Raw genomic sequence first — 25,839 nt, forward strand, 5'->3', positions numbered from 1 at the left:
CCGACGAGCCCGGTCCCTCCCGGGTGCGATCGAGCGTGGCGTCAAGCGGGCTCGAGCCGCACGACGACGGCCTTGGAGACGGGCGTGCGGCTGGTCTCCGCCGTCGCGCCGAGCGGCACGAGGACGTTCGCCTCGGGGAAGTAGGCGGCGGCGCACCCGCGGGCCGTGGGGTAGGCGACGACGCGCTGCCCGCGCAGCACGCGGTCGACGCCGTCGTGGTATTCGCCGTGCACGTCGACGGTGGTGCCGTCCGCGATCCCGAGCTCCGCGAGGTCGTCGGGGTGGACGAGCACCACGGAGCGCCCGCCCTTGATGCCGCGGTAGCGGTCGTCGCGACGGTAGATCGTGGTGTTGAACTGGTCGTGCGAGCGGATCGTCTGCAGCAGCAGGCGGCCGGGCGGGCACTCGACGGGCGCGAGCTCGTTGACGGTGAGGTGGGCGCGACCGTCGTCGGTGGGGAAGGTGCGCGAGTCCCGCGGGCCGTGCGGCAGGCGGAAGCCGTTCGGCCGCCGCAGCTTCGCGTTGTAGTCCTCGCAGCCCGGCACGACGCGCGCGATGTGGTCGCGGATCACGTCGTAGTCGCGCTCCATCGCGGCCCAGTCCACCGGGCGGTCCGCCGAGTCCTGGCCGCCGGGGCGTGCGCCGAGCACGGCGCGCGCCAGCCGCGTGACGATCGAGACCTCGGACAGCAGGCCCGGCGCCACGGGCTCGACCTTGCCGTGCGACGCGTGCACCGCGCAGACGGTGTCCTCGACGGAGACCATCTGCTCGCCCGACGCCTGCCGGTCGATGTCCGTGCGCCCGAGCGTGGGCAGGATGAGCGCCTCCCGCCCGACGACGGCGTGCGAGCGGTTGAGCTTCGTCGAGATCTGGACGGTGAGGTCGGCGCGGCGCACCGCCTCCTCCGCCGCGCCCGTGTCGGAGATCGCACCGATGAGGTTGCCGCCGAGGGCGACCAGGGCCTTCACCCGGCCGGCCGCCATCGCCTCGATCGTGCCGACGGCGTCCAGGCCGTGCGTGCGGGGCGAGGCGATGCCGAACTCGGCGTCCAGCGCGTCGAGGAAGCTGTCCGGCATCTGCTCCCAGATGCCCATCGTGCGGTCGCCCTGCACGTTGGAGTGCCCGCGGATCGGGGAGGCGCCCGCGCCGGGCCGGCCGATGTTCCCGCGCAGGAGCAGCAGGTTGACGATCTCCTTGATCGTGGGCACGGCCTTGGCGTGCTGCGTCAGGCCCATCGCCCACGTGACGATGACGCGCTCGGCGCGCACGTAGCGGTCGGCGAGCTCGTCGATCTCGGCGCTCTCCAGGCCGGTCGCGGCGAGGACGGCGTCCTCGTCGAGGTCCGCCAGGTGCGCGGTCAGCGCCTCGAGGCCGGACGTGTGCGCCGCGAGGAACTCGTGGTCCAGCACCGTGCCGGGCGCGGCCGCCTCGGCGTCGAGCACCCGCTTCGACACCGCCTGCAGCAGCGCCATGTCGCCGCCGAGGCGGATCTGCAGGAACTGGTCGGCGAGCCCCGTGCCCCGGCCCGCCAGCCCGCGCACGGTCTGCGGGTTCTTGTAGCGCTTCAGCCCGGCCTCGGGCAGCGGGTTCACGGCGACGATGCTCGCCCCGTTCCGCTTGGCCTCCTCCAGCGCGGTGAGCATGCGGGGGTGGTTGGTGCCGGGGTTCTGGCCCATGATCACGATCAGGTCGGCCAGCGCGAAGTCGTCGTAGGTGATCGTCGCCTTCCCGACGCCGATCGTCTCGCCGAGGGCGGCGCCGGTGGACTCGTGGCACATGTTGGAGCAGTCGGGCAGGTTGTTGGTCCCGAAGGCGCGCACGAACAGCTGGTAGACGAACGCGGCCTCGTTCGACGTGCGCCCGCTCGTGTAGAACGACGCCTGGTCGGGGGAGTCGAGGGCGTTCAGCCGGTCGGCGACGATCGCGAACGCCTCGTCCCAGGAGACGGGGACGTAGTGGTCGGACCCGGCCGCCTTGTGCACGGGCTCGACGAGCCGCCCCTGCTGCCCCAGCCAGTGCTCGGTCCGGGTGCCGAGGTCCGAGACCGGGTGCTCGGCCCAGAACGACGGCTCGACGACGAGCGGCGTCGCCTCCCACGTCACGGCCTTGGCGCCGTTCTCGCAGAACTCCGCGGGCTTGCGCCGGTCCGGGTCCGGCCAGGCGCAGCTCATGCAGTCGAAGCCGTCGCGGTGGTTCATCGACAGCAGCAGGCGGCCGGTGCGCGTCGGTCCCAGGTCGCGCAGCGCCGGGACCAGCGCGTGCACGATGCCGGGCACGCCGGCCGCCCAGTCCTTCGGCGAGCGGACCTCCTGCGGCTGCGGCTCCCGCGGCTCGCCCTCGTCCCGGACGTCGTCCGGCTGCTGCGTGGTCATGCGGCGTCCCCTCTCCGGTGCCCGTGCGCGTCGCCGTGCGTGTCGTCGTGCCCCTCGTCGTGCCCGGCGTCGTCGTGCTCGACGACGCGGTGGTCCCCGGCGTAGACGACGAGCGTCGGGGCGCGCACGAAGCCGACGAGCGTGAGCCCCGCCGCGTCGGCGAGCTCCGCGGCGAGGGACGACGGCGCGGAGACGGCGGCGAGCACGGGCACGCCCGCCATGACGGCCTTCTGCGTGAGCTCGAAGCTGGCCCGCCCGGACACGACGAGCACCGTGCCGCGCAGCGGCAGCAGGCCCGCCGCGGCGGCCCAGCCGACCACCTTGTCGACAGCGTTGTGGCGGCCGACGTCCTCGCGCACCACCAGGGCCTCGCCCGTCGCGGCGTCGAACAGCCCTGCGGCGTGCAGGCCGCCCGTGCGGGCGAAGACGTCCTGCGCGGCGCGCAGCCGGTCGGGCAGGGCGGCCAGCAACGCGGCGTCGACGCGGACCGGGTCGCCCGCGACGTCGAACGCGCTGCGCGTGAAGACGGCGTCGACCGACGCCTTGCCGCAGAGGCCGCAGGCGCTGGAGGTGAAGAACTCCCGGGCGAGCGCCGGGTCCGGCGGGCGCACGCCCGCGGCCAGGGCGACGTCGAGCACGTTGTAGAGGTTTTCGCCCGGGGCCGTCGGCCCGGGCGCGCAGTAGCGCGCCCCGGCGACCTGCCCGCCGTCGGTCACGACGCCCTCCGAGACGAGGAAGCCGGTCGCGAGCTCGACGTCGTGCCCGGGGGTGCGCATCGTCACCGCGTACGAGCGGCCGCCCACGCGGATCTCCAGCGGCTCCTCGCCGGCGAGCAGGTCCTCGCGGCGCGCGGTGCGGCCGCCGATGGTGACGCGCCTGACGCGGCGTCGGACGGTGACGCGGGTCATACCCGCAGGCCTAGCAGACCCCCGCGCCCGGCACAACGGCAGCCCGTGGCCGGGGGCCTGGGTCCCGACCTGCCGGGGACGCGCGACGCGCCTACGGTCGGGGGACCGGCTCAGACCGGGCCGGACGTGTTCAAGGAGGAGCACCATGGCAGACACCAATCGCGCGGTCGCGTACAAGGGGCCGGGCGAGGTCGAGGTCATCGACATCGACTACCCGACGTTCGAGCTCAAGGACGGACCCGGGGTGAACCCCGCGAACGTCGGCCGGCAGGTGCCGCACGGCGTGATCGTCAAGACCGTCGCGACGAACATCTGCGGGTCGGACCAGCACATGGTCCGCGGCCGCACGACGGCGCCGAAGGACCTCGTGCTCGGCCACGAGATCACCGGAGAGGTCGTCGAGGTGGGCCGGGACGTGGAGTTCGTCAAGGTGGGCGACCTCGTCTCGGTGCCGTTCAACATCGCGTGCGGCCGCTGCAAGAACTGCAAGGAGCGCAAGACCGGCATCTGCCTCAACGTGAACCCGGACCGCCCGGGCAGCGCGTACGGGTACGTCGACATGGGCGGCTGGGTGGGCGGCCAGGCCAACTACGTGCTGGTGCCGTACGCCGACTGGAACGTCCTGCGGTTCCCCGACAGGGACCAGGCGCTCGAGAAGATCATGGACCTGACGATGCTGTCCGACATCTTCCCGACCGGGTTCCACGGCGCGGTCACCGCGGGCGTCGGCGTCGGCTCCACCGTGTACGTCGCGGGGGCCGGGCCGGTCGGGCTCGCCGCCGCCACGGGTGCGCTGCTGCTGGGCGCGGCCGTCGTCATCGTCGGGGACATGAACGCCGACCGGCTGGCGCAGGCGCGCTCGTTCGGCTGCGAGACCGTGGACCTCACGAAGGGCGGCCCGGTCGAGCAGATCGAGCAGCTCCTCGGCGTGCCCGAGGTGGACTGCGGCATCGACGCCGTCGGCTTCGAGGCCAAGGGGCACGGCGCGGACTCGGGGCACGAGGCACCGGCCACCGTGCTCAACTCGCTCATGGACGTCACCGCCGCGGGCGGCGCGCTGGGCATCCCCGGGCTGTACGTGACCGGGGACCCGGGCGGCATCGACGAGGCCGCGCAGAAGGGGTCGCTCTCGCTCAGCCTGGGCACCGGGTGGGCGAAGTCGCTGGCGTTCACCACCGGCCAGTGCCCGGTGATGAAGTACCACCGCGGGCTGATGCAGGCGATCCTCCACGACCGCGTGCAGATCGCGAAGAACGTCAACGCGAAGGCGATCACGCTCGACCAGGCCCCGCAGGGCTACGCCGAGTTCGACGCCGGCGCCGCGACGAAGTACGTCATCAACGCCAACGGCTACCTCGACGGCAAGTGACCTGTCAGGACCAGAGCCATGTCTCCAGGGCTCTGGTCCTGACAGCTCGTCGGTCAGGCGCCGTCGTGCTCCCGGAGGAACCCGTCGACCAGCGGGAGGACCTGGTCGGGGAGCTGCCACAGGACGCCGTGGCCGCCGCCCGGGACCAGCTCGACGCGGGAGTCCCGCACCAGCCTCGTGACGCGGCGGCCCGCGGCGACCGGGTCGCCGAGCCTCGTGTCCGCGCCGAAGAACGCCAGGGTGGGGGCGGTGATCGCGCGGAGCCGGTCGTCGGGCAGGGGGCTCGGCCACGGCGTCCGACGGCGGTAGCGCATCGCCGCGCGGGCGAGGGCGCGGTCCTCGTCGGCGAGCGTCACGCCCGGCGTCAGCCACGCGTCGAGGCGCTCGAGGTTGCGCGCCGTCGGGAGGGCCGCCGCGCGGACCATGCGCGAGACCACCTTCCGGTCGGGCTTCACCAGCGCGGTGATGCCCTCCCCGAGGACGAGCGCCCCCACCTGTCGGGTGGCACCCGCCGTCCCGGACGCCAGCAGCGCGGCGAACCACGCGCCCTCGGAGTAGCCGAGGACGTGCGCGCGTTCCAGGCCGAGGCCCTCGAGGAGCTGGGCGCCCCACGCGGCGTAGTCGTCGGGCGAGGTCAGCGGCGCGGTCTGCTCGCTGCGCCCGGCGGTGCCGACGATGTCGGGCGCGTAGACGACGCGGTCCGCGGCGAGGGTGCGCACGACGCCGTGCCAGCTGAGGCCCGTGCCGTTCAGCCCGTGCAGCAGCACGAGGGGAGTGCGGGTCCCGCTGCCCGAGCGGCGCACGTGCGTGGGGCCGTAGGCCGTGTCGACCCGGAGGTCCTCCGACGGCAGCGGCCAGCGGGCCTCGAGGTCGCGGTACGCCGCCTCGTACGCGGTGCGCGCGGCCTCGCTGGTGAATCGGCCTGTCGTCGGCATCGGACCTCCTGGGGCGCAGTTGATGGTATGACCGTACCATCAACGTGGTACGGACGTATCATCACCACCGACGCCCACGACAGCACCGACGAGAGGAGGGCCCGTGCCGCGACGGGTGGACCACGAGGAACGCCGCCGCCAGATCACCGACGCGTGCCGCCGCGTCGTCGCGCGCGACGGGCTCGAGGCGGCCACGTTCCAGCGGGTCGCCGCCGACGCGGGGGTCTCCGTGCGGCTCGTGCAGTACTACTTCGGGAACAAGCACGGGCTCCTGGTCGCGACCCACCGCGCGGTGATCGAGGGCTCGGCCCGCCGGTTCGGCGGCGACGCGCCCGGCGTGGTCTCGGAGTCCGAGCCGCCCCCGCTGCGCGCCGTCCTGCGCGCCGTGCTCGCCGCGCTGCTGCCGCTCGACGACGCGCGCCGCGCGGACGCCGTCGTCCTCGCGGCGTTCCACGCCGCCGCCCTGACGAACGAGGCGGTCACCCCGGAGGAGCTGCGCGGCGCCCCGCGGGCGCTCGCCGACCTCGTCGCGGCGCAGCTGCGCCGGGCACGGGACGACGATGCGGGTCCAGGGGAGGGCCCAGCGCCGGACGAGGCGGCCCGGCTCGACGCCGAGGTGGTGCTGGCGTCGGCCGCTGGCCTCACCCAGGGGGTCCTCGCCGGGCACGTCACGGGTGAGACGGCGCTCGCCGTCGTGGACCGGCTGCTCGACCACCTTGTCGGCGCCGATGCAGGCGGGAGGGTCAGCGGGACTTCGTGAGCTCCGGCTTCTTGACCATCCCGGACAGCCCGTTCCACGCCAGGTTGGTCAGGTGCGCGGCGACCTCGGCCTTGTCGGGGCTGCGGGCGTCGAGCCAGTACTGCCCGGTGAGGGCGACCATGCCCACGAGCATCTGCGCGTAGAGCGGCGCGGCCTTGCGGTCGAGGCCGTTCGCCTTGAACTGGTCGCCGAGGATGTGCTCCACCAGGGTGGCGACGTCGCCGATGAGGCTCGAGAACGTACCGGTGGCCTGCGCGACGGGGGAGTCGCGCACCAGGATGCGGAAGCCGTCCTCCGACGCCTCGATGTACCCGAGCAGGGCCAGCGCCGTGCGCTCCACGAGCACCTTGGGGTGGCCGCCCTCCTCGAGCGCGCCCGTCAGCGCCGACGTCAGCGCACGCACCTCGCGGTCGACGACGACGGCGTAGATGCCCTCCTTGCCGCCGAAGTGCTCGTAGACCACCGGCTTGGACACCTCGGCGCGTGCGGCGATCTCCTCGACGCTGGTGCCGTCGAAGCCCTTCTCGGCGAACAGGCCGCGGCTGACCTCGAGCAGCTGCTCGCGCCGCTGGCTCGCTGTCATCCGGGCGCGCGGCGGACGCTTGGACGCACGAGAGTCGGTGGGCATGGGGTCATTGTGCCTGGGGGCGACGGCGCGACGCGAGGACGGTGCGCACCCACGGCACCGACGGCACCGCCCACGCACGGGCGGCCGAGGGGAGCGACAGGACGGCGGCGGCCAGCACGACCATCACCGGGTACTGCCACACCAGCAGGTCGGCGAGCCAGTACGACGCGAGGACGACGACGGACGCGGCCGCCGCCGGGACGGCGGCGACGCCGAGCACCAGCGCGACGCCGAGCGCCGTCTCGAGCAGCGGCACCGCCACGCCGAACAGCCCGGGTGCGGCGCCCAGCACCGACTCCGTGAACGCCTGGAAGAACCCGGGAACGCGCGGGTTGCTCGCCGCGCCGTCGACGACGAGACCGATGTCGGCGGCGCCGAACCCGGCCCGGTACTTGACGATCCCCTCGTGCAGCCACAGCACGCCGAGGGCCACGCGGGCCGCCCCGACGAGGGCCGGGGCGACGCGCGCGGTGACGGCGGCCGGCGTGCGGGTCACGACTGTCCGCATCACATGAGGGTCGCCGCGCCGAACACGGCCTTGGCCTTGTCGCAGTGCACGACGACGTCGGTGTAGCCCTCGACGTCGACACCCTCGAGCGAGAACGTCTGCGACGCCTCGTCGAACGCGACGTCACCGATCTCGGTGCCCGCCTCGACGGCCGCCTCGTCGGTGCCCTTCGCGAGGTAGAGGTGCAGGTCGGGACCCTCGTCGGAGGAGAAGCCCTCGAGGGTGAGGGTGTCGCCGTCGATGGTCACCGTGCCCGCGACGGTCTTGTCGTTCAGCCCGGCGAACGTGCCGTGCTGCGCCATGGGCTCGGCGGCCATGTCGTCGGCGCCGTCGCTCTGCATGTCGTCGCTCTGCATGGACTGCTCGGCCGTGGGCGTCATGTCGTCGCCGGAGCCCGCGCCGTCGTCGGCGCTGCACGCGGTGAGGGTGAGGGCCAGGGCGACGAGCCCGGTGGTGGCGAGTGCCTTCGCACGCATGAGGATGTCCTGTTCGTCTCGGGGTTGGAACACCCCGAGGCAAGCACCGCGACGCCGGCCGCGGGTGGGTTCTTTCAGAGGTGTAAGGACCGCCTGCGTGGGCCGCGGGCGTGCGTAGGGTCGGTGCATGGGCAGCGGCAGGGCGCGGGTGATGGTCGTGGAGGACGACGCGGCGGTGCGCACCGTCGTCGGCGACTACCTGCGGGCCGGCGGGTACGACGTCGCGCTGTACAGCGAGGGCGTCAGCGCGCGCGAGGCGCTGCGCGCCGACCTGCCGGACGTGCTGGTCGTGGACCGCATGCTGCCCGGGGTCACGGGCGACGACCTGTGCCGCGAGGTGCGCCGCACCTCCGACCTGCCGGTCATCATGCTCACCGCCCTCGGCGCCGTCGAGCAGCGGATCGCCGGCCTGGAGCGCGGGGCCGACGACTACGTCACCAAGCCGTTCGCGCTCAAGGAGCTGCGGCTGCGGGTGGACGCCCAGCTGCGCCGCCGGGCGCCGGCCGCCCCCGCGGACGCGTTCACCGTCGGCGACTTCCGCATCGACCCCGGCCATCGGCGGGCGTGGCGCGCCGGCGAGGAGATCGCGCTCACCACCCGCGAGTACGAGCTGCTGCTGTACTGCGTGCAGCGCCCCGACCAGGTGCTCGCGCGCGACGACATCCTGGGCGAGGTGTGGGGGTGGAGCTTCGGCGACGCCTCCACGGTGACCGTCCACGTGCGCCGGCTGCGGGAGAAGATCGAGCCCGAGCCCCGCTACCCGGTCTACCTGCGCACCGAGTGGGGCGTCGGCTACCGGTTCACGCCGCGAGGAGACGCCCGGTGACCGTCACGACGACCGCCGCACACGGGGAGCGCTGATGTTCGACGGCATGCTCGGGCTCGCCGACGTCGGGCTGATCGTCCTCACCACCGCGGTGTGCACGGCCCTGGTGACCGCCCTCGCGCTGGTCGTGCTGCGCTGGAACCGGCGCGGGCCGGTCGCGTCCCAGATGGCCGTCGTCGTGGGCGCGGCGGTCGCCTCGATCGTCGCGTCGGTCGTGGCGGTCATGGTGGAGATGTTCATCTCGAGCCACGACCTGGTGGTGCTCAGCACCGTGGTCGTGGTCGCCACCGTGCTGAGCCTGGCCGCCGCATGGCTGACCACGAGCCGCGCCGTGCGCCGGTCGGTGGGGACGCTCACGCGGTCGGCGCAGCGCATCGCGGACGGCGGCGTCGTCGAGCCCGCGGCCGCCGGCTGGCGCGAGTTCGACGACCTGCACGCCCAGCTCGTCGACACCTCCGAGCGGCTGGCGCAGGCCCGCGCCGAGATCGACAAGCTCGACGCCGCCCGCCGCCAGTTCTTCGCCTGGATCTCCCACGACCTGCGCACCCCGCTCGCCGGGATCCGCGCCATGACCGAGGCGCTCGACGACGACGTCGCGCCCGACCGGGACGCGTACGTGCGGGCCATCCGCGGCAAGGTCGACACCGTGACCGCGATGGTCGACGACCTCTTCGAGCTGTCCACCCTGCAGAGCGGCACGCTGCGGCTGCAGCGCGAGCTCGTCGTCCTGCTCGACCTCGTCTCCGACGCCGTCGTCGACGTCCAGGACGCTGCCGCCCGCCGCGGCGTCCGGATCGTCCAGTCCGGCGTCGAGGGGCACCTGCTGTGGGCGGACCCGCGCGAGCTGACGCGGGCGATCGGCAACCTGCTCGCCAACGCCGTGCGGCACGCGCCCGCCGGCAGCGAGATCCTCGTCTCCGCGCACACGCGCGACGACGACCACCTCGTGGTCAGCGTGCTCGACCACGGCAGCGGCGTGGACGCCGCCGACCTGGGCCACCTGTTCGACGTCGGCTGGCGGGCGAACGGCGCTCGCACCACGGGCCTCGACGCGGACGACGGGCTCGCCCCGGGGCACGGCGCCGGGCTCGGCCTCGCGATCGTGCGCGGCATCGTCGAGGCGCACGGCGGGTCGGTCGCCGCGGCGCACGTGCCGGACGGCTTCGAGCTCGCCGTGACGCTGCCGCGCGGCGAGGCGCCCGCGGGCGCCCGCGCCTGACGGCCCAGGGCGCGGGGTGTGGCGCGTGCCACGGCGCCGACGGCCGCCGAGGGGCGGGACGCGTGCCGGGGCGGTGGTGCGGACCTGGCAGACTGAGGACGGACGCCCGACGGTGCCGCGCCTGCTGGGGCGTGAACCCGGCCCGGGGGCCCGATCCGCCTTGGTGTAATCGGCAGCACAGAGGTTTTTGGTGCCTTTGGTCCAGGTTCGAGTCCTGGGGGCGGAGCTCGGCACCATCGACAGAGCACACCCGAGAAGAGACGGAGCACTCGTGGTCTCGACAGGACCGGACGCCGCAGGACACGGTCAGGACGACGTTCAGGACGGCACGGCAGCGAGGCCGGCGGCCGTCGTCGTCCTCGCCGCGGGGCAGGGGACGCGGATGAAGTCCGCGACGCCGAAGGTGCTCCACGCCCTGGGTGGGAGGACCATGCTCGGGCACGCGATGGCGGCGGCGCGCGAGCTCGACCCGCAGCAGGTGGCGGTCGTCGTCCGCCACGAGCGCGACCTCGTGGCGGCCGCGGCGGCGCAGATCGACGCCGCGGCCCTCGTCGTCGACCAGGACGAGATCCCCGGCACCGGCCGCGCCGTGCAGTGCGCGCTCGACGCGCTGGACGCCCGCGCCCACGCCGGGCGGGCCGCGCAGCTGGTGCACGACGACGCCGTCGACGACGAGCTGCACGCCGACCACGCCAACGGCGGCGACCACCCGCTGGGCGACGGCCTCGCCGGCGCCGTCGTCGTCCTCGCCGGCGACATCCCGCTGCTGGACGGCGCCACGCTGAGCCAGCTGCTCGCCGCGCACCACGCGGACGGCAACGCCGTCACGATCCTCACGACCGAGGTCGCGGACGCCACCGGCTACGGCCGCATCGTGCGCGAGCCCGGCACGGGCGACGTGCTGGCGATCGTGGAGCACAAGGACGCGACGCCGCAGCAGCGCGAGATCCGCGAGATCAACAGCTCCGTCTACGTCTTCGACGCCGCGGTGCTGCGCCGCGGGCTCGGCGGCCTGGACCGCGACAACGCGCAGGGCGAGGTCTACCTCACCGACGTCGTCGCCTCCGCGCGGGCCGAGGGGGGCGCCGTGCGCGCCGTGCTCAGCGACGACCCGATGCTCGTCGAGGGCGTCAACGACCGCGTCGCGCTCGCGACCCTGGGCGCCGAGCTCAACCGGCGCGTGCTCACGGAGTGGATGCAGGCCGGCGTCACCGTCGTCGACCCGGCGACCACCTGGGTGGACGTCGACGTCGAGCTCGCCCCCGACGTCACCCTCCTGCCCGGCACGCAGCTGCACGGCGCCACGAAGGTGGAGTCGGGCGCGACGATCGGCCCGGACACCACGCTCACCGACGTCGAGGTGGGACCGGGCGCGACGATCGTGCGCACGCACGGCTCGCTGTCCGTCATCGGCGAGAACGCGACCGTGGGCCCGTTCGCCTACCTGCGCCCGGGCACCGAGCTGGGCACGAAGGGCAAGATCGGCACCTTCGTCGAGACGAAGAACTCGCAGATCGGCGAGGGCTCCAAGGTGCCGCACCTGTCGTACATCGGCGACACGACGATCGGCGAGCACACCAACGTCGGGGCCGCCGCCGTCACCGTGAACTACGACGGCCAGAAGAAGCACCGCACCGTGATCGGCTCGTACGCGAAGACGGGCGCCGACACGATGTTCGTCGCGCCGGTGACCGTGGGCGACGGCGCCTACACGGCCGCCGGCTCGGTGATCGTCAAGGACGTGCCCGCCGGCGCGCTCGGCGTCGCGCGCGCCCAGCAGCGCAACGTCGAGGGCTGGGTGGAGCGCCGCTGGCCCGGCACGCCGGCGGCCGAGGCGGCCGCCCGCGCCCGCACCGAGGGCACGGGCGGGCAGCTCGGTGCCCAGGCGCAGGAGCAGCTCGCCGCGCACAATGCCCTCACCGGCGCCATCCCGGTGGTGCCGCCCGCCGACAGTTCCGACCCGACCTCCGACCCGACCGCCGACCCGACCGAAGGAAGCACGCAGCGATGAACAACTTCATCCCCGGCACCGGTGAGCGCACGCTCGTCCTCGCCACGGGACGGGCGCACCCGGAGCTCGCGGAGGCCGTGGCGAAGGAGCTCGGCATCGAGCTGCTGCCCGTCTCGGCGTACGACTTCGCGAACAGCGAGACGTACGTGCGCTTCAGCGAGTCGGTGCGCGGCTCGGACATCTTCCTGCTCCAGAGCCACACCGCCCCGGTGAACCAGTGGCTCATGGAGCAGCTGCTCATGGTCGACGCGGCCAAGCGCGGCTCCGCGCGCTCCATCACCGCGGTGGCGCCGTTCTACGCGTACGCCCGCCAGGACAAGAAGAGCCGCGGCCGCGAGCCCATCTCGGCCCGCCTCGTCGCCGACATGCTCAGGACGGCGGGCGCCGACCGCATCCTCAGCATCGACCTGCACACCCCGCAGATCCAGGGCTTCTTCGACGGCCCCGTGGACCACCTGTGGGCCATGCCCGTGCTGGTCGACTACGTGCGCACCCGCGTGGACCTGACCAACGCGGCGGTCGTCTCGCCCGACGCCGGCCGCATCCGCGTCGCCGAGCAGTGGGCCGCCAAGCTGGGCGGCTGCCCGCTGGCCTTCGTGCACAAGACGCGCGACGTCACGCGCCCCAACCAGGCCGTCGCCAACCGCGTCGTCGGCGAGGTCGAGGGCCGCGACTGCGTGCTCGTCGACGACCTCATCGACACCGGCGGCACCATCGCCGAGGCCGTCAAGGTGGTCATGGACGCCGGCGCCCGGTCCGTCACGGTCGCCGCCACGCACGGCGTGCTGTCCGACCCGGCCGCGCAGCGCCTGCAGGAGTGCGGCGCCACCGAGGTCGTCGTCACCGACACGCTGCCGATCACGGCCGACAAGCGGTTCGACAAGCTCACCGTGCTGTCCATCGCCCCGCTCGTCGCCCGCGCCATCCGCGAGGTCTTCGACGACGGTTCCGTGACGAGCCTGTTCGACGGCAACGCCTGAGCGACGCCGGGGGCCCGGGGCGTGCGTCGTCCCGGGCCGCGGCGTCCCCCGAGGGGAGGCACGGTGACATGACGGTGGACGTGACGGTCGTGGTCCCCACGTACAACGAGGGGCCCAACGTCGCCGAGCTGGTCCGTCGTCTCGCCGCCGTGCTCGGCCCCGACGGCGAGGGCCACCGCGTCGCGCCCGGCGGCGTCGAGGTGCTGTTCGTCGACGACTCGACGGACGACACCCCCGCCGTCGTCGAACGGGTCGCCGCGACGTCCACCATCCCGGTGCGCATGATCCACCGCGACGTGCCCGACGGCGGGCTCTCGGGCGCCGTCGTCGCCGGCCTGCGCGCCGCGGCCGGCGAGCGCGTCGTCGTCATGGACGGCGACCTGCAGCACCCGCCCGAGATGGTGCCCGTGCTCGTCGCCACCGCGCGCGAGACCGGCGCCGACGTCGTCGTCGCCTCCCGGTACACGGGGAAGGGCGACGCCGGCGGCCTCGACGGCCGCTACCGGCGCTGGGTCTCCAAGGCGTCGGGGCTGCTGGCCCGGTCGATGTTCCCCGTCAAGCTGCGCGACGTCTCCGACCCGATGACCGGGTTCTTCGTCGTCCGCCCCGGCGCCGTCGACCTGGCCGGGCTGCGCCCGCGAGGTTTCAAGATCCTGCTCGAGATCCTCGCGCGGCAGCGGCTCGTCGTCGTCGAGGAGCCGTTCGTCTTCGGCGAGCGGTTCGCGGGCCGGTCCAAGGCCACCGTCGCGAACGGGCTGCGGTACGTGCAGCAGCTCACGCTGCTCCGGTTCGGCCGCCTGTCCCCGTTCGCGCTGATCGGCGCGCTCGGCGCCGTGCTCAACCTCGCCATCCTCGCGGGACTCCAGGGGCTGGGGGTGCACTACCTGCCCGCGGTGATCTGGGCCAACGTGGTGACGATCGTCATCAACTTCCTGCTGCAGGAGCGGTTCGTCTTCGCCGACCTGCGCGACGGCGCGCACGGCTTCTGGGGCCGGTTCGTGCGGTCCTTCGCCTTCAACGGCACCGAGGCCGCCGTCCGCACGCTGCTGCTGTGGTGGATCGTCGAACGCGCCGTGCCGCACCCCGAGCTGGTGCAGGCGGTGCTCATCCTCGTCGCCTTCATCGTGCGGTTCGTCTTCCAGGCGCAGGTCGTCTACCGGCCGCGCGGATCGGCGGGCGACCGGGCGGTCGCGGGCGAGCACGCGCGCCACTGACGGCCCCTCGCCCGCCTGACACGCCCCGCCCCGAGGGGGCTATACTCGTCCGGTTGCCTCGGCGAGGGACGTCTGACGGGCGCCGGTCACCCAGGTCGTACAGGTCCAGCACCTGCGACCCGGCCGCCACCCTCAGCGCAGGATCCGTCGGATTTCCGTGATCGACTGGGCGGCTGTCGGTGCACCGCGCTCTGCGGGTGCCCCCACGGCGCGCTCTCGATCGCGTCCGTCACGTGTCCCACGCCGACGCAACCGCAGTTCGCGGGGACCACCCCCTCGTGGACAGCCGACGGCTCCCTCTGGCCGTCGGCACGCACAGACATCCCAGGAGTGATCCACGTGTCCGACATCAAGCTCGCCGCCGAGGCCCGCACCGAGTTCGGCAAGGGCGCCGCCCGCCGCATCCGTCGCGAGAACAAGATCCCCGCCGTCCTGTACGGGCACGGCACCGACCCGCTGCACATCACGCTGCCGGGCCACGAGACGATGCTCGCCGTGCGCCACTCCAACGCGCTCTTCACCATCGAGCTCGACGCCAAGTCCGAGATGGCCGTCGTCAAGGACATCCAGCGCGACGCCGTCCGCGGCACCATCGAGCACATCGACCTGCTGCTCGTGAAGCGTGGCGAGAAGATCGCCGTCGACGTCACCGTGAACGTCGTGGGCGAGTCGGCCCCCGGCACCATCCACTTCGTCGAGGCCCAGACCCTGTCGGTCGAGGCCGAGGCCACCCACCTGCCCGAGTCGGTCGACGTCTCCATCGACGGCCTCGAGGCCGGCCAGCACGTCACCGCCGGCCAGGTCGAGCTGCCGAAGGGCTCCACGCTGCTCACCGACCCGGAGGCCACGGTCGTCCAGATCGCCGAGCCGCGCGCCGAGGCCGCCGCCGACGACGAGGAGGCCGCCGAGGGCGAGGCCGCCGAGGAGTCCGCCGAGGGCGCCGAGTCCACCGAGGGCTGACACCACCCCACGCCCAGGGCGCCCGGTACCGTTCGGTGCCGGGCGCCCTTCGCGCGTCCGCCCCGGACCAGCGCCCCGGCCGCCGAACCTGGAGAGAGAACGCAGATGACCGACACCCCGTGGCTCGTCGTCGGGCTGGGCAACCCCGGCCCGAAGTACGCGGGCAACCGGCACAACGTCGGGCAGATGGTGCTCGACCTGCTCGCCGAGCGCACCGGCGCGCGGTTCTCCCGGCACGCCCGCGCCCAGGCCGTCGTCGCCGAGACCCGCCTCGGCGTCCTGCCCGGCGGCCGCCCCGGCCCCCGCGTGGTGCTGGCCAAGCCCACCACGTACATGAACACGTCCGGCGGCCCCGTCGCCGGGCTCGCGAAGTACTACGGCGTCGACCCCGCGCAGGTCGTCGTCGTGCACGACGAGGTCGACATCCCGTTCGACACGATCAAGCTCAAGTCCGGCGGCGGCGAGGGCGGGCACAACGGCCTGCGCGACATCACCAAGGCCCTCGGCACCAAGGACTACGTGCGCGTCCGCGTCGGCGTCGGCCGCCCCCCGGGCCGCATGGACACCGCCGACCACGTGCTCAAGGACTTCTCCGCCACCGAGCGCAAGGACCTGCCCATCCTCGTCGACGACGCCGCCGACGCCGTGGAGATGGTGCTCGTCGACGGGCTCCTCGCCGCGCAGGGGAAGTTCCACACCAAGGTGTGATCGGGCCCTGACCGGGCTCTTCACCCGGGTGGAAAGCCGGTCTCGGGGTCCTTTCCGTGCCCCGGTCTCCTTACGCTCGACGGGCGGTCTCGACCGTCCGCACGAGGAGGAACCATGGGCCCGACGGTGGCACTGGCGCACGACTACCTGACGCAGCGCGGCGGCGCCGAGCGGGTGGCGCTGACGATGGCCCGGGCCTTCCCGTCGGCGCCGCTCTACACGACGCTGTACCACCCCGGTGGGACGTTCCCCGAGTTCGCGGACGTCGACGTGCGGCCCTCCCGCCTGGACCGGGTCGGCACCCTGCGGCGCCACCACCGCCTGGCGCTGCCGCTGCTCCGCGGCGCGGTCGAGAGCCAGCCCGTCGACGCCGACGTGCTCCTCGCCAGCTCCAGCGGATGGGCCCACCGCTACCGCGGCGCGCGGCGCACGGTCGTCTACTGCTACGCGCCCGCCCGCTGGCTCTACCAGCGCGACCGGTACCTCTCCGGGGCCTCCGGCCGGACCTGGAAGGACCGCTGGCGCACCGGCGTCGCGGGCGCCACCCTCGACCTCCTGGGACCTGGGCTCCGGGCGTCCGACGCGGCGGCCGCCGCCCGCGCCGACGTGTACCTGGCCGTCTCGACCGTCGCGCGGCGCGCCGTCCGTGAGGCCTACGGCATCGACGCCGAGGTGGTGGCACCCCCGCCCGCGATGGAGCCGGAGGGCCCCGTGACCCCGATGCCGGGGATCGACCCCGGCTACCTGCTCTGCGTGGCCCGGCTGCTGCCGTACAAGAACGTCGACGTCGTTGTCGCGGCCGCGCGGCGGCTCCGCCTGCCCCTCGTCGTGGTCGGGGACGGCCCGGACCGCGAGCGGCTCGAGCGTCTCGCGGACGAGCGGGTGCATCTCGTCGGCAAGGTCGACGACGCGCAGCTGCGCTGGCTGTACGGCCACGCGTCGCTGCTGGTGGCCACGTCGTACGAGGACTACGGGCTCACGCCGCTGGAGGCCGCGGCGTTCGGCGTCCCGGCGGTGACGCTCGGCACGGGCGGCTACCTGGACACCGTCGTCGACGGCGTGACCGGGCTGTACGTGGACCGCCCGGACGCCGACCTGGTCGCCGAGGGGATCGAGGCCGCGCTCGCCCGCTCCTGGGACCCCGAGGCCATCGGCGTGCACGTCAAGGGGTTCTCCCGGGAGGCGTTCGTCGCCCGGCTGCAAGAGGTGGTGGCGCGGGAGGTCGCGACCGTCCGGCCGTCGGCGACGTACGAAGAGGTGGGGGGCCGATGACCGTCCGGGAGTTCCTGCGGGTGATGTGGGAGGGCAAGTACCTCCTGATCGGGTCCGTCGTGCTCGCCCTGGCAGCGGCCTGGGTGTACGCGGACCGCAAGCCCGAGGTGTTCGAGGCGACCGCGACCGTCCAGATCAACGCCGTCGAGCTGGGCGACAGCACGTCGCCGGCGGCCACCACCACGAGCGTCGACACCGACCCTGGGCTGGTCGAGGCGCCAGGTGTGCTCCAGGTGGTCGCCGAGGGCGTGGCCGCGGGAACGGACCCGAAGGCGCTCGCCGCCCAGGTCTCGGGAGCGTTCGACGCCTCCACCCAGGTCATGGCGGTCACCACCACGGCGGGCGCCCCGGGCGACGCGGTCGGGCTGGCGAACGCGGTGGCGTCCGCCTACGTCGACAGCCTGCCCGGAGTCATCGATGACCAGATCGCCGAGATCGATGCCCGCCGCGACGCACTGCGCGGCCAGCTCGACGCGGTCGACGAGCAGGTGAAGGACAAGCCCAAGGACCCCCTGGCGGGCGCGGAGCGCTCCACCATCATCGACCAGTACCAGACCCTGTCGGCCAGCAGGAGCACGCTCGAGTCGATCGTGACGCCCGCCCAGATCCTCACACCCGCCACCGGGTCGTCCGCCGTGGTGGTGGGGCTGCCGCGGGCCAGCATCGTCCTCCTCGGCGCGCTCGCCGGGCTCGCGATCGGGGTCGGTCTCGCCCTTGCCCGACGGGCCCTCGACTCCCGGCTGCGTGGCCGTGCCGACGCCGCGGCCGCGGCCGGCGTACCGGTCCTCGCAGAGCTCTACGGGGTGACCCGGGCCGCCAAGTCCTACCGCCGCACCCCGGTGCTGCCGATCTCGAGCCGGGTCGCCTCCCCGTTCACCGAGTCGATCCGGGAGCTGCGCACCGCGCTGCACGTGGCGATGCAGGACCGCGAGCACGCCGTGGTCGTCGTGACGGCCACCGACCCGCACGCGCCGCGGCCGTTCATCGCCGCCAACCTCGCGGCGTCGTGGGCCATGAGCGGCCGAGCCACCGTCGCGGTGTCGGGCGACCTGCGCCGTCCGGACCTGGAGGACCTGCTGCCTCGGCCGAACGGTCACGGCACCGATCCGGACGGGCTGCGTCCCACCCAGGTGCCCAACCTCCGCTTCCTCGCCCTCCACGACCCGACGATGGACCCCGCGGACTACCTGGCGACGGACCGGGTGCGCACGACCGTCGAGGCGGCACGGGACGCCGGCGAGGTGCTCGTCATCGACGCGCCGCCCGTGCTGGCGGCGGCGGACGCCACGATCCTCGGCGCCTACGCGGACTGCGTCGTCCTCGTCGCGACAGCCGGCCGGACCGCGCGGAGCGTCCTCGCCGAGGCGGCCGAGCGGCTGCGCATCAACGGCGTACCGCTCACCGGAGTCGCGCTGGCCGGTGTGAAGGGCGACAGCCGGATGGTCTACGCGTCGACCTACGGGGAGCCTGCCGAGTCGGACCCGTCCGCGGTGCCCGATCCGGTCGACGACGCGGCGGGGACCTCCGGGGAGAGGCCGGGCACCCCGGGCGGTGGCGCACGCCCCAGCGCGGAGGACGACGCGTCGCGGGGCGCGCCGGCGCGCGACGAGGCGGGCCCTGCCCAGGCCGACACGCCGCCGAAGCCCGCCCGCCCCCCGGCGTTCCCGCCCACGGGGGTCCGGGTCGCGACCGTGGCCGCACCGCCGTCCGCGGCGCAGGAGCCGCCGACGCCCGCGCAGGTCGCGCCCACGATCGGCCGGCTCCTGCGGACCGCGCGCTCGTCGTGACCGTGCCTCGGGGCGGCGCCGGGCGGCCGCTGCGCGTCGTGGTCGTCGACCACACCGCTGCGCTGGGCGGCGGGGAGCTGGCGCTGCTGCGGCTCGCGGCGGAGGTCGACCCTCAGCGCGTCGAGCTCCGCGCGGTGGTGCTGGACGACGGTCCGTTCGTGGACCGGCTCCGGGCGGCGGGCGTGCGGACGGCGGTGCTGCCGGCCGGCTCGCGCACGCGCGGCATGGATCGGCACGCGCTCACGGGCTCCTGGCGGGGGGTGCTCGCCGTGGCCGAGACCGTCAGGCTGGTGGTCCGGTTGACCGCCCTGCTCGGTCGTGCCGACGCCGACGTGGTGCACACCAATTCGCTGCGCGCCGACGTCGTGGGGCTCCTCGCGGCCGGGTGGCGCCGGGTCCCGGTGGTGTGGCACGTGCACGACCGGATCGCCGCCGACTACCTCCCGGGGACGGCCGTCCGGCTGCTGCGCGCGCTGGCCCGCCGGGGGCCGCGCGCCGTCGTCGCGAACTCCCGGGCCACCGCGCGGACGCTGCCGGGCGTGCGCGACCTCACCGTCGTCCACCCCGGCTACGCGCCGGACCAGGCGGTGCCGGCCTACGACGACCGGGTGCCGCCCGTCCGCCCGGTGGTGGGGCTGGTGGGCCGGCTGAGCCCGACCAAGGGACAGCTGGAGCTCGTGCGGGCCGCGCGGACGGTGCTCGATCGCCGCCCCGACGTGCGGTTCCGGCTGGTCGGGGGAGCGCTGTTCGGCGCGGACGCCTACGCGGACGCCGTCGATGCGGAGATCGACCGGCTCGGGCTGCGCGACGCGGTCGACGTGGTCGGGTTCAGCGACGACCCGGCCGGGGAGCTCGACCGGCTGTCGGTGTGCGTGCACGCCTCGCCCGTCCCGGAGCCGTTCGGGCAGGTGGTCGTGGAGGCGATGGTGCGCGGCGTCCCCGTTGTCGCGACCGACGCGGGCGGCGTCCCGGAGATCGTCCGGCCCGCGGGCGAGGACCTCGGCGTGCTCGTGCCGCCGGCCGACGCCGGCGCGCTCGCCACGGGGCTCCTTGCCGTGCTCGACGACCCGAGCGGCGCCGAGCGGCGCGCCCGCGCGGCGTACGACGACGCGACCCGGCGGTTCCCCGCCCGCGCGACCGCGGAGGCCGTCACCGAGGTGTGGGAGCGGGTCGCCGCACCGCGTCGACGACGTCGGCCATGAGCGCCACCTGACGCACCCAGGTGGGGATCGGCTCGGCGTCGGGCTCCGGGCCGAGGCCGGCGCCCGGCTCCAGGGTCGGCCCGCGGGTCGACTCCACGAGGGCGTCCCGGACGGCCGCGGCGAACCCGTCCGCAGGGGCGACCGCGACGCGGGGGTCGGTGGTGTCGCGGAAGCCGGCCACGGGCGTCGAGACGACCGGCCGCCCCACGGCCCGGTACTCGTAGAGCTTGAGCGGGTCGAGGCTGTCCGTGAACTCGTCGACGACGTGCGGGACGACGAGTGCGTCGGCGTGCTGCAGGTACCCGGGCACCTCGTGGAACGGGCGCGCGCCGAGCACCGCGACCCCCGCACGCCGGAGCCGGTCGATGTCGTCGCGGTCCAGCGCGACCGGGCCCACCAGCACCAGCGTGCCGATGCCGTCCAGGGCGCGGGCCGTCTCCTCGCACAGCCCGACGTCGAGCCGGTCGGCGTGCAGCGTGCCGACATAGACGGCGGTCGGCCCCGCCGGCAGGTCCGCCGGGCGGGGCGCCGGGCGCCGGTAGCGCTCGACGTCCACGCCGTTGGTGACCAGCACGACCGAGCGGGCGTCGGCCTTGCGGGCGGCGAGGGCGGGCGAGCACACGGTGACGGCCGCGGCGTTCTCCACCAGGTACCGGTCCGAGTCGGCGACGCGGCGGGACTCGGCGGGGCCGCGTGCGGCCGCCGTCCAGTCGTCGGTGACGTCGTACAGGGTGGGCCAGCCGCTGACACGGGCGAGCGTGGCGCCGTACGGGTCGTTGACCCACAGCACCGGCCGCGCGAGCCCGAGGCGTCGGGCGGCCCCCACGACGACGGCCGCGCGTCGCTCGTCGCCGTGCGGCGCGACCCGCCGCGGCAGCATCTTGGTCGGTTCGAGCAGCCAGAGGCGGCGCGGTCCGACGCCCTCGACCTCCGGGGCGGGCCGCAACCCGCGACCGGGCCGCGGCCGGGCGCCACGGGTCACGGCGTGCACAGGGTCGCTGACCGGCTCGACGAAGAGCACCCGGGCCGACGCCCGCTCGCGCAGGAGACCGGCGACGAGGTACTGGTTGCGCCGCCAGACGTCGTCCCACGGCTCGAGCGACATCACGACGAGGTCGGGGCCGGTGGTCTCGCGGTCCGGTGTCACGACAGCACCTGCCGGTACACGCTCTCGGTAGCGGCCGCCTGTCGTGCGACGGAGAACTCGGCCTGCTGCCGAGCCTGCAGGTCGGCGCCGTAGCGGTCGCGCCGGCGGGGGTCGTCCGCGAGGGCGCGCAGCCGCCGCCCCGCGTCGTCGACGTCCCCTGTGGCGTACAGGCCCGGCTCCCCGGCGGCGCCGAGGGACTCGACGTGCCCGCCGGAGCCGTCGGCCACGACCGGGACGCCGCTCGCCATGGCCTCGAGCACGCTCAGGCCGAAGCCGTCGCCGGGGGTCGGGGCGAGGAAGAGCCCCGCGTCGGCCAGGAGCGCTGGCACGTCGTCGCGGTGGCCGAGGAGATCGACGGCCCCCTCGAGCCCGAGCTCGCTCACGAGCTCCTTGGTCGCCACCTCGAGCGAGCCCGACCCGGCGACCCGCAGGCGCCAGCCGCGGTCGGCCAGCCCCGACGCCGCGAACGCCCGGACGCCGGAGTCGACCCGCTTCTCCGGCTCGAGCCGGGACGCGATCAGCACCACGGGCGACCGGAGCGCGGCGCCGCGCGGGTGCGGCCGCTCCTCGAGGCCTGCGACCACCACCCTGCTCGGACCGTCGATGCGGTCCTGCACGAAGGTGCTGATCGCGATCTGGGCGGCGACGGTGCGACGGATCACAGGCGCGGCGACGCGGCCGGCGGCGCTGCGCCCGCGCACCAGGGCGAAGTGCCGCGTCACGACCAGCGGCACGCGACGCAGGAGCACCCGGGGGACGAGGCACGCCGCGATCTCGCCCGCCGTCATGTGCGCGTGGACGACGTCCGGCCGCGGCCCCCGCACGAGCGAGCGGCGCGCCCGGGCGACCGTCGACCCCGGCCTGAGCTCGACGTCGTCGCCGACGACGGCGCGCATCGGCTCCTCCGCACCGCCCACCACCGCGACGTCGTGGCCCGCCCGCGCCTGCGCTCGGGCGAGGCGCGCGACGTGGGCCTCGACCCCGGCGTACGCGTCCGTCACGACGACGTGGGTGATCCTCATGACCGGCCACCGGGAAGCAGGAGCTCCTCGCGCTGCGCCGGGACCGGCGGCTCCACCGGGTCGAGGGCGGCTCGCGCCGCGCGCCGACGGACGCGGGCCGGCCGGTCGTCGAGGAGGGGCGCTCCGGGCGCCTTCGCGAACCCTTCGGCACCCAGGCAGACCCCCACCAGCAGGAAGGGCAGGGACACGATGATCGCGACCCAGAACTGGTCGAACTGGCTCGCCACGAGGCGCGACGCGAGCAGGGCGACGGCGAGAGTCCCGAAACGGCGGTCCATCCGCCACGCGACCATCAGCGTGCCCAGCATGAGGACCGCGAACCCGGCGAGGCCGACGATCCCGACCGAGGACAGCACCTCCGCGACCGCGTTGGGCGGTTGGAACCCGAGCTCCGGACCCACGGTCCACCAGCGCAGCCCGGCGCCGAACCACAGGTGCTCCCGCCAGACGTCGAACCCACCCTCGATGCCCACGGCGCGGAACGCCGTGGAGTTGAACGGGTCGTCGCCGGAGAGGTCGTCCTGCACCCGGCTCGCGACGAAGATCGCGGCGGGGGCCATGGTGAGCAGCATGAGGATCGGGGTCTGCCGGCGTCCGCGGCCGGCACGCAGCGCGAGGACGATGAGGCCGACGCCCAGGCCGACGATCGCCTGGCGCGACTGCACGGCCATGAGCGCGAGCACGAGCAGGTAGAAGGCCGGGACCCGGAACCAGGCCGGCCACCGCAGCCACGGCTGGCGCACGAAGACGAGCAGCGCGACCGAGGCGAAGATCGGGCCCGCGAGGTTCTTGTGCAGCTCGAACGGCCAGCTCGGGTAGACCGGCGACACGTCGCCCTGCGCGAGCTGCACGGCCGCGGTCGCACAGGCGTCGAGCGCGATCGCGAGCACGAACACGGTCAGGAGCGCCAGCCCGAGCGTCGCGTGCCCGGACCGGCCCACCGCCCAGCCCACCACCAGGGCCCCACCCACCAGCAGCCACGCGTGGAACCACTCGATCGAGTTCTGGGCGAAGGGAGTGGCGACGACGGCGAAGAGCGTCGCGAGCTGGTACACCGCCGACAGCCAGAGCATGGACCGCAGCGCGGGCGTGAACGGGCGCGGCGAGAAGAGGAGGGCGACCCAGAACGTCGCGAACAGGGTCACGTCGCCCAGCGACATGTTCAGGGCGTCCCCGCCCACCCGCTCGGCCACGACGAACGTGGGCATCGCGACCACGGGGACCAGGGAGGGGTCGTAGAGCATCACGCAGGCCAGCACCGCCACGGACGTCATGGCCACCCCGAGGGTGAGATCGTGGGCGAGCACGTAGGTCGCCGCGAGGACGACGACACCGAGGACCGCCGCCCACGTCGCGACGCGCGTCGTGGACCGCAGGCTCGACGCGATGCCGGCACTCACGACGGCACCGTTTCGCGGTCCTCCAGCGACGTCGGCCCGCCGAGGTACGCGCGCAGACGCCGCTGGGCGTGCTCCCGGCGGGGCCCGCGCAGCGCGGCGGAGCGCAGCACCGCGCCCGCGACGAGACCGGCACGGGCGGCGGCCCAGCCGGCCGCACCGTAGTGCTTGCGCAGGTAGCGCTCCTGCGACGCATGGAAGTGCAGCTCGCGCGCCCGGACATCACCTCCCGTCCCCGCGCCCTCGTGCACGACCTCGGTGGTGGGCACGAGGGCGTGCCGCCAGCCCTGCCGGTCGGCCCGGTACGCCCAGTCGGTCTCCTCGGCGTACAGGAAGAACCGCTCGTCGAGCCCGCCGACGTCCCGCAGCGCCGCCGCGCGGATCAGCAGCGCGGAGCCGATGACGAAGGTGCGCTCGCGCGGCAGCCGGAGCCGGCCGAGGCCGGCGGCTTCCAGCCATGCCCGCGCCGGAGACGGGAACGGCCAGACGACGCGTCCCGGCCGGCCCGCGCCGTCCACCTGCGCGGGGCCGACGCTCGCCAGCCCGGGGTCCGCGTGCAGGGCCTCGTGGAGCGTGGCGACGGTCTCAGGCCCGACGACGGCGTCGGGGTTGAGGAGGAACACGTCCGCCCCGGGGTCCTGCCGGTGCGCGAGCGCCACGTTGACGGCCGCCGCGAACCCGAGGTTGCGCCCGGGGTCGTGGTAGGCGGCGCCGAAGACCTGGGCGAGCGCGCGGTGCCGCGGGTCGGACGAGTTGTCGACCACGGTGATCGGAAAGGCTCCCGCCAGAGGCTCGAGCGCGGAGCGCAGCAGGTCGGGGTGGCCGTAGGCGACGACCACCACCTCGACGCGGGGGGACGGCCGATCCGGCGTGCCTTCGCGCGCGGCCGGACCGTGGTCGCGTGCCGGCGCCCCGAGGGCCGCCTCGTAGACCGCGCGGTACCGGCGGGCGACCTCGGGCCACGAGCACTCGCGTGCACGGTCGAGCCCGGCCAGGCGCAGCGTGCGCGCGGTGCGCGGGTGGGTCGCCTGCCGGATCCCGTCCAGCAGGGCCTCGGGTTCGTCCGGCGCGACGAGGACACCGGCGCCGGCGACGAGGTCCGGCACGGAGCCGACACGGGTCGCCACGACCGGGGTGCCGCACGCCATCGCCTCGACCACCACGCGGCCGAACTGCTCGGCCAGGCCCGGGGCGTGCCGCGACGGAACGACCAGGACGTCCAGCCCGCGGTAGAAGGCGGGGAGGTCGTCGGTGTCGAGCGGGCCGAGGAAGTCGACGCGGTCACCCAGCGGGGTGGCGGCGCGCCGCAGCCGTGCCTCCTCCGGACCGGCGCCCGCCACCACCAGGTCCAGCGCCTCGTCCCGGCCGACGGCCGCGAGGAGCACGTCCACCCCCTTCTGGGCGGTGAGGCGCCCGGCGTACCCGACACGCACCCGTCCCGGCGTGCGTGGCCCGGCCGGTTGCTTCCCGAGCTCTGCGTCGTCGACGGGAGAGAACGTGGTCGTGTCGAGCCCGAGCGGGATCCGCTCGACCAGCCCGCGGGCGCCCTTGTAGCGCACGATACGGGCGGCGTCGTGGTTGCAGGTCACGACGGCGGCGGCGCCGCGCAGCGCGGCCGCCTCGAGCGCCCGGAACGGCCACGGGTACCGCTTGAGGAGGTTCTGCGCGGAGTAGAGGAGATACGGCGCGGGGCGGGAGCGGCGCCCGCGCGCCGCGTCGACGAGCCGTCGCGCGGCGCGGACGCCCAGGATCTCGGCGGTCGCGAGCGCGACGGGCTCCTCGTGGATGTCGAGGACGTCCCACCGCTCGCCGAGCACTCGCCACAGGGCCCGCGGGTCGTAGAGGAACAGGGCCGGGTGCCGGCCGATCGTGCGTGCGGTCTCGAGCTCCTCGTCCGGCGCGGGCGAGGGGCGCACGTCGCGGCCGCCCTCGTCCCAGACGGCGGCCGTCAGGACGCGGACATGGTCGCCGCGCCGGCGCAGCTCGGTCTCGCGGCCGCGCCATGCGTCGACCACGGCGCTGTGGGAGATGCGCAGGACCCTCATGGCTCCCGATCCTCGCCGCCGGGGTGCGGGCGGGGAACGTCGCAGGCGCGGAATCACCCGGGTGACGAGGCTTTTCACCCCGGGCAACCCTCA

General features: G+C 74.7%; 22 protein-coding genes and 1 tRNA gene. 13 read left to right on the forward strand and 10 right to left on the reverse strand.

Features of this window, described 5'->3' with window-relative positions; translation table 11 throughout:
- Nucleotides 1–41: 41 nt before the first annotated feature.
- Together ACQP60_RS12695 and fdhD are read right to left on the reverse strand one after the other, a co-directional pair.
- Complete coding sequence (locus ACQP60_RS12695; RefSeq protein ID WP_429733018.1) at nt 42–2,372, reverse strand: FdhF/YdeP family oxidoreductase; 2,331 nt, start codon at nt 2,370–2,372, stop codon at nt 42–44.
- Nucleotides 2,369–3,280, reverse strand: coding sequence for a formate dehydrogenase accessory sulfurtransferase FdhD (gene fdhD / locus ACQP60_RS12700; protein ID WP_429733020.1), 912 nt, complete (start codon nt 3,278–3,280; stop codon nt 2,369–2,371). The genes ACQP60_RS12695 and fdhD overlap by 4 nt, the downstream gene beginning before the upstream one ends.
- Before the next feature lie 145 nt (nt 3,281–3,425).
- Between fdhD and fdhA the strand changes: the two genes are divergently transcribed.
- The gene (gene fdhA, locus ACQP60_RS12705; RefSeq protein ID WP_429733023.1) at nt 3,426–4,649 is read left to right on the forward strand and encodes a formaldehyde dehydrogenase, glutathione-independent; all 1,224 of its coding nucleotides are present in this window, start codon (nt 3,426–3,428) and stop codon (nt 4,647–4,649) included.
- A gap of 53 nt (nt 4,650–4,702) precedes the next feature.
- On the opposite strand, the gene ACQP60_RS12710 is transcribed toward fdhA, so the two are convergent.
- Nucleotides 4,703–5,584, reverse strand: a complete 882-nt coding sequence (locus ACQP60_RS12710; protein WP_429733026.1) for an alpha/beta fold hydrolase — start codon at nt 5,582–5,584, stop codon at nt 4,703–4,705.
- A gap of 103 nt (nt 5,585–5,687) precedes the next feature.
- Here ACQP60_RS12710 and ACQP60_RS12715 point away from each other — a divergent pair, with 103 nt between their 5' ends.
- Nucleotides 5,688–6,344 (forward strand): TetR/AcrR family transcriptional regulator, encoded by a 657-nt coding sequence (locus ACQP60_RS12715; RefSeq protein WP_429733029.1) that lies wholly within the window; start codon nt 5,688–5,690, stop codon nt 6,342–6,344.
- Here the strand turns inward: ACQP60_RS12715 and ACQP60_RS12720 are convergent.
- From ACQP60_RS12720 to ACQP60_RS12730, 3 genes are read right to left on the reverse strand one after another with little or no spacing between them, the layout of a single operon-like run.
- Nucleotides 6,328–6,927 (reverse strand): TetR/AcrR family transcriptional regulator, encoded by a 600-nt coding sequence (locus ACQP60_RS12720; protein ID WP_429733608.1) that lies wholly within the window; start codon nt 6,925–6,927, stop codon nt 6,328–6,330. The two genes, ACQP60_RS12715 and ACQP60_RS12720, sit on opposite strands and share 17 nt — an antisense overlap.
- A 49-nt stretch (nt 6,928–6,976) precedes the next feature.
- On the reverse strand, nt 6,977–7,480 hold the full coding sequence (locus ACQP60_RS12725) for a hypothetical protein (RefSeq protein ID WP_429733032.1): 504 nt from the start codon (nt 7,478–7,480) through the stop codon (nt 6,977–6,979).
- Nucleotides 7,480–7,956, reverse strand: a complete 477-nt coding sequence (locus ACQP60_RS12730; protein ID WP_429733035.1) for a DM13 domain-containing protein — start codon at nt 7,954–7,956, stop codon at nt 7,480–7,482. Before ACQP60_RS12730 ends, ACQP60_RS12725 begins: the two co-directional genes overlap by 1 nt.
- 127 nt (nt 7,957–8,083) lie before the next feature.
- On the opposite strand from ACQP60_RS12730, the gene ACQP60_RS12735 reads away from it, so the two are divergent.
- The 11 genes from ACQP60_RS12735 (at nt 8,084) to ACQP60_RS12785 (ending at nt 20,135) form a co-directional block, all read left to right on the forward strand.
- On the forward strand, nt 8,084–8,782 hold the full coding sequence (locus tag ACQP60_RS12735) for a response regulator transcription factor (RefSeq protein ID WP_429733038.1): 699 nt from the start codon (nt 8,084–8,086) through the stop codon (nt 8,780–8,782).
- A gap of 34 nt (nt 8,783–8,816) precedes the next feature.
- Entirely contained in the window at nt 8,817–10,001 is a 1,185-nt protein-coding gene (locus tag ACQP60_RS12740) for a sensor histidine kinase (protein WP_429733041.1), read from the forward strand.
- A gap of 154 nt (nt 10,002–10,155) precedes the next feature.
- Nucleotides 10,156–10,227: transfer RNA gene (locus tag ACQP60_RS12745), tRNA-Gln, on the forward strand.
- Nucleotides 10,228–10,383: 156 nt separating this feature from the next.
- Nucleotides 10,384–12,012 carry a bifunctional UDP-N-acetylglucosamine diphosphorylase/glucosamine-1-phosphate N-acetyltransferase GlmU gene (glmU, locus tag ACQP60_RS12750; RefSeq protein ID WP_429733043.1) on the forward strand — a complete coding sequence of 543 codons (1,629 nt, stop codon included), beginning with the start codon at nt 10,384–10,386 and terminating at the stop codon, nt 12,010–12,012.
- Nucleotides 12,009–12,992, forward strand: coding sequence for a ribose-phosphate diphosphokinase (locus tag ACQP60_RS12755; protein ID WP_429733046.1), 984 nt, complete (start codon nt 12,009–12,011; stop codon nt 12,990–12,992). The genes glmU and ACQP60_RS12755 overlap by 4 nt, the downstream gene beginning before the upstream one ends.
- A gap of 68 nt (nt 12,993–13,060) precedes the next feature.
- Complete coding sequence (locus tag ACQP60_RS12760; RefSeq protein ID WP_429733049.1) at nt 13,061–14,206, forward strand: glycosyltransferase; 1,146 nt, start codon at nt 13,061–13,063, stop codon at nt 14,204–14,206.
- Nucleotides 14,207–14,545: 339 nt separating this feature from the next.
- Entirely contained in the window at nt 14,546–15,166 is a 621-nt protein-coding gene (locus ACQP60_RS12765; protein WP_429733052.1) for a 50S ribosomal protein L25/general stress protein Ctc, read from the forward strand.
- A 105-nt stretch (nt 15,167–15,271) separates the two neighbouring features.
- Nucleotides 15,272–15,874: an aminoacyl-tRNA hydrolase gene (gene pth / locus ACQP60_RS12770; RefSeq protein WP_429733055.1), complete on the forward strand. Its 603-nt coding sequence runs from the start codon at nt 15,272–15,274 to the stop codon at nt 15,872–15,874.
- 114 nt (nt 15,875–15,988) lie between these two features.
- On the forward strand, nt 15,989–17,146 hold the full coding sequence (locus tag ACQP60_RS12775) for a glycosyltransferase (protein ID WP_429733057.1): 1,158 nt from the start codon (nt 15,989–15,991) through the stop codon (nt 17,144–17,146).
- Nucleotides 17,143–18,933 (forward strand): polysaccharide biosynthesis tyrosine autokinase, encoded by a 1,791-nt coding sequence (locus tag ACQP60_RS12780; protein WP_429733059.1) that lies wholly within the window; start codon nt 17,143–17,145, stop codon nt 18,931–18,933. Before ACQP60_RS12775 ends, ACQP60_RS12780 begins: the two co-directional genes overlap by 4 nt.
- Nucleotides 18,930–20,135, forward strand: a complete 1,206-nt coding sequence (locus tag ACQP60_RS12785; RefSeq protein WP_429733062.1) for a glycosyltransferase — start codon at nt 18,930–18,932, stop codon at nt 20,133–20,135. The genes ACQP60_RS12780 and ACQP60_RS12785 overlap by 4 nt, the downstream gene beginning before the upstream one ends.
- Here ACQP60_RS12785 and ACQP60_RS12790 read toward each other — a convergent pair.
- From ACQP60_RS12790 to ACQP60_RS12805, 4 genes are read right to left on the reverse strand one after another with little or no spacing between them, the layout of a single operon-like run.
- Nucleotides 20,083–21,282, reverse strand: coding sequence for a glycosyltransferase (locus ACQP60_RS12790; RefSeq protein WP_429733065.1), 1,200 nt, complete (start codon nt 21,280–21,282; stop codon nt 20,083–20,085). The genes ACQP60_RS12785 and ACQP60_RS12790 overlap by 53 nt on opposite strands.
- On the reverse strand, nt 21,279–22,304 hold the full coding sequence (locus tag ACQP60_RS12795) for a glycosyltransferase family 4 protein (RefSeq protein WP_429733068.1): 1,026 nt from the start codon (nt 22,302–22,304) through the stop codon (nt 21,279–21,281). Before ACQP60_RS12795 ends, ACQP60_RS12790 begins: the two co-directional genes overlap by 4 nt.
- On the reverse strand, nt 22,301–23,704 hold the full coding sequence (locus tag ACQP60_RS12800; protein WP_429733071.1) for an O-antigen ligase family protein: 1,404 nt from the start codon (nt 23,702–23,704) through the stop codon (nt 22,301–22,303). Before ACQP60_RS12800 ends, ACQP60_RS12795 begins: the two co-directional genes overlap by 4 nt.
- Nucleotides 23,701–25,746 (reverse strand): glycosyltransferase, encoded by a 2,046-nt coding sequence (locus tag ACQP60_RS12805; protein ID WP_429733074.1) that lies wholly within the window; start codon nt 25,744–25,746, stop codon nt 23,701–23,703. Before ACQP60_RS12805 ends, ACQP60_RS12800 begins: the two co-directional genes overlap by 4 nt.
- Between the last annotated feature and the right edge of the window lie 93 nt (nt 25,747–25,839).

The organism is Isoptericola variabilis (assembly GCF_050311655.1).
GTDB lineage: Bacteria > Actinomycetota > Actinomycetes > Actinomycetales > Cellulomonadaceae > Isoptericola > Isoptericola variabilis.

Coding starts and splice junctions, on each gene's coding strand:
- ACQP60_RS12755 (WP_429733046.1), top strand. CDS start 12,009: ATGAACAACTTCATCCCCGGCACCGGTGAGCGCACGCTCGTCCTCGCC.
- ACQP60_RS12740 (WP_429733041.1), top strand. CDS start 8,817: ATGTTCGACGGCATGCTCGGGCTCGCCGACGTCGGGCTGATCGTCCTC.
- fdhA (WP_429733023.1), top strand. CDS start 3,426: ATGGCAGACACCAATCGCGCGGTCGCGTACAAGGGGCCGGGCGAGGTC.
- ACQP60_RS12760 (WP_429733049.1), top strand. CDS start 13,061: ATGACGGTGGACGTGACGGTCGTGGTCCCCACGTACAACGAGGGGCCC.
- ACQP60_RS12735 (WP_429733038.1), top strand. CDS start 8,084: ATGGGCAGCGGCAGGGCGCGGGTGATGGTCGTGGAGGACGACGCGGCG.
- ACQP60_RS12775 (WP_429733057.1), top strand. CDS start 15,989: ATGGGCCCGACGGTGGCACTGGCGCACGACTACCTGACGCAGCGCGGC.
- ACQP60_RS12695 (WP_429733018.1), bottom strand. CDS start 2,372: ATGACCACGCAGCAGCCGGACGACGTCCGGGACGAGGGCGAGCCGCGG.
- ACQP60_RS12720 (WP_429733608.1), bottom strand. CDS start 6,927: ATGACAGCGAGCCAGCGGCGCGAGCAGCTGCTCGAGGTCAGCCGCGGC.
- ACQP60_RS12725 (WP_429733032.1), bottom strand. CDS start 7,480: ATGCGGACAGTCGTGACCCGCACGCCGGCCGCCGTCACCGCGCGCGTC.
- ACQP60_RS12805 (WP_429733074.1), bottom strand. CDS start 25,746: ATGAGGGTCCTGCGCATCTCCCACAGCGCCGTGGTCGACGCATGGCGC.
- fdhD (WP_429733020.1), bottom strand. CDS start 3,280: ATGACCCGCGTCACCGTCCGACGCCGCGTCAGGCGCGTCACCATCGGC.
- ACQP60_RS12730 (WP_429733035.1), bottom strand. CDS start 7,956: ATGCGTGCGAAGGCACTCGCCACCACCGGGCTCGTCGCCCTGGCCCTC.
- glmU (WP_429733043.1), top strand. CDS start 10,384: ATGAAGTCCGCGACGCCGAAGGTGCTCCACGCCCTGGGTGGGAGGACC.
- ACQP60_RS12710 (WP_429733026.1), bottom strand. CDS start 5,584: ATGCCGACGACAGGCCGATTCACCAGCGAGGCCGCGCGCACCGCGTAC.
- pth (WP_429733055.1), top strand. CDS start 15,272: ATGACCGACACCCCGTGGCTCGTCGTCGGGCTGGGCAACCCCGGCCCG.
- ACQP60_RS12780 (WP_429733059.1), top strand. CDS start 17,143: ATGACCGTCCGGGAGTTCCTGCGGGTGATGTGGGAGGGCAAGTACCTC.
- ACQP60_RS12795 (WP_429733068.1), bottom strand. CDS start 22,304: ATGAGGATCACCCACGTCGTCGTGACGGACGCGTACGCCGGGGTCGAG.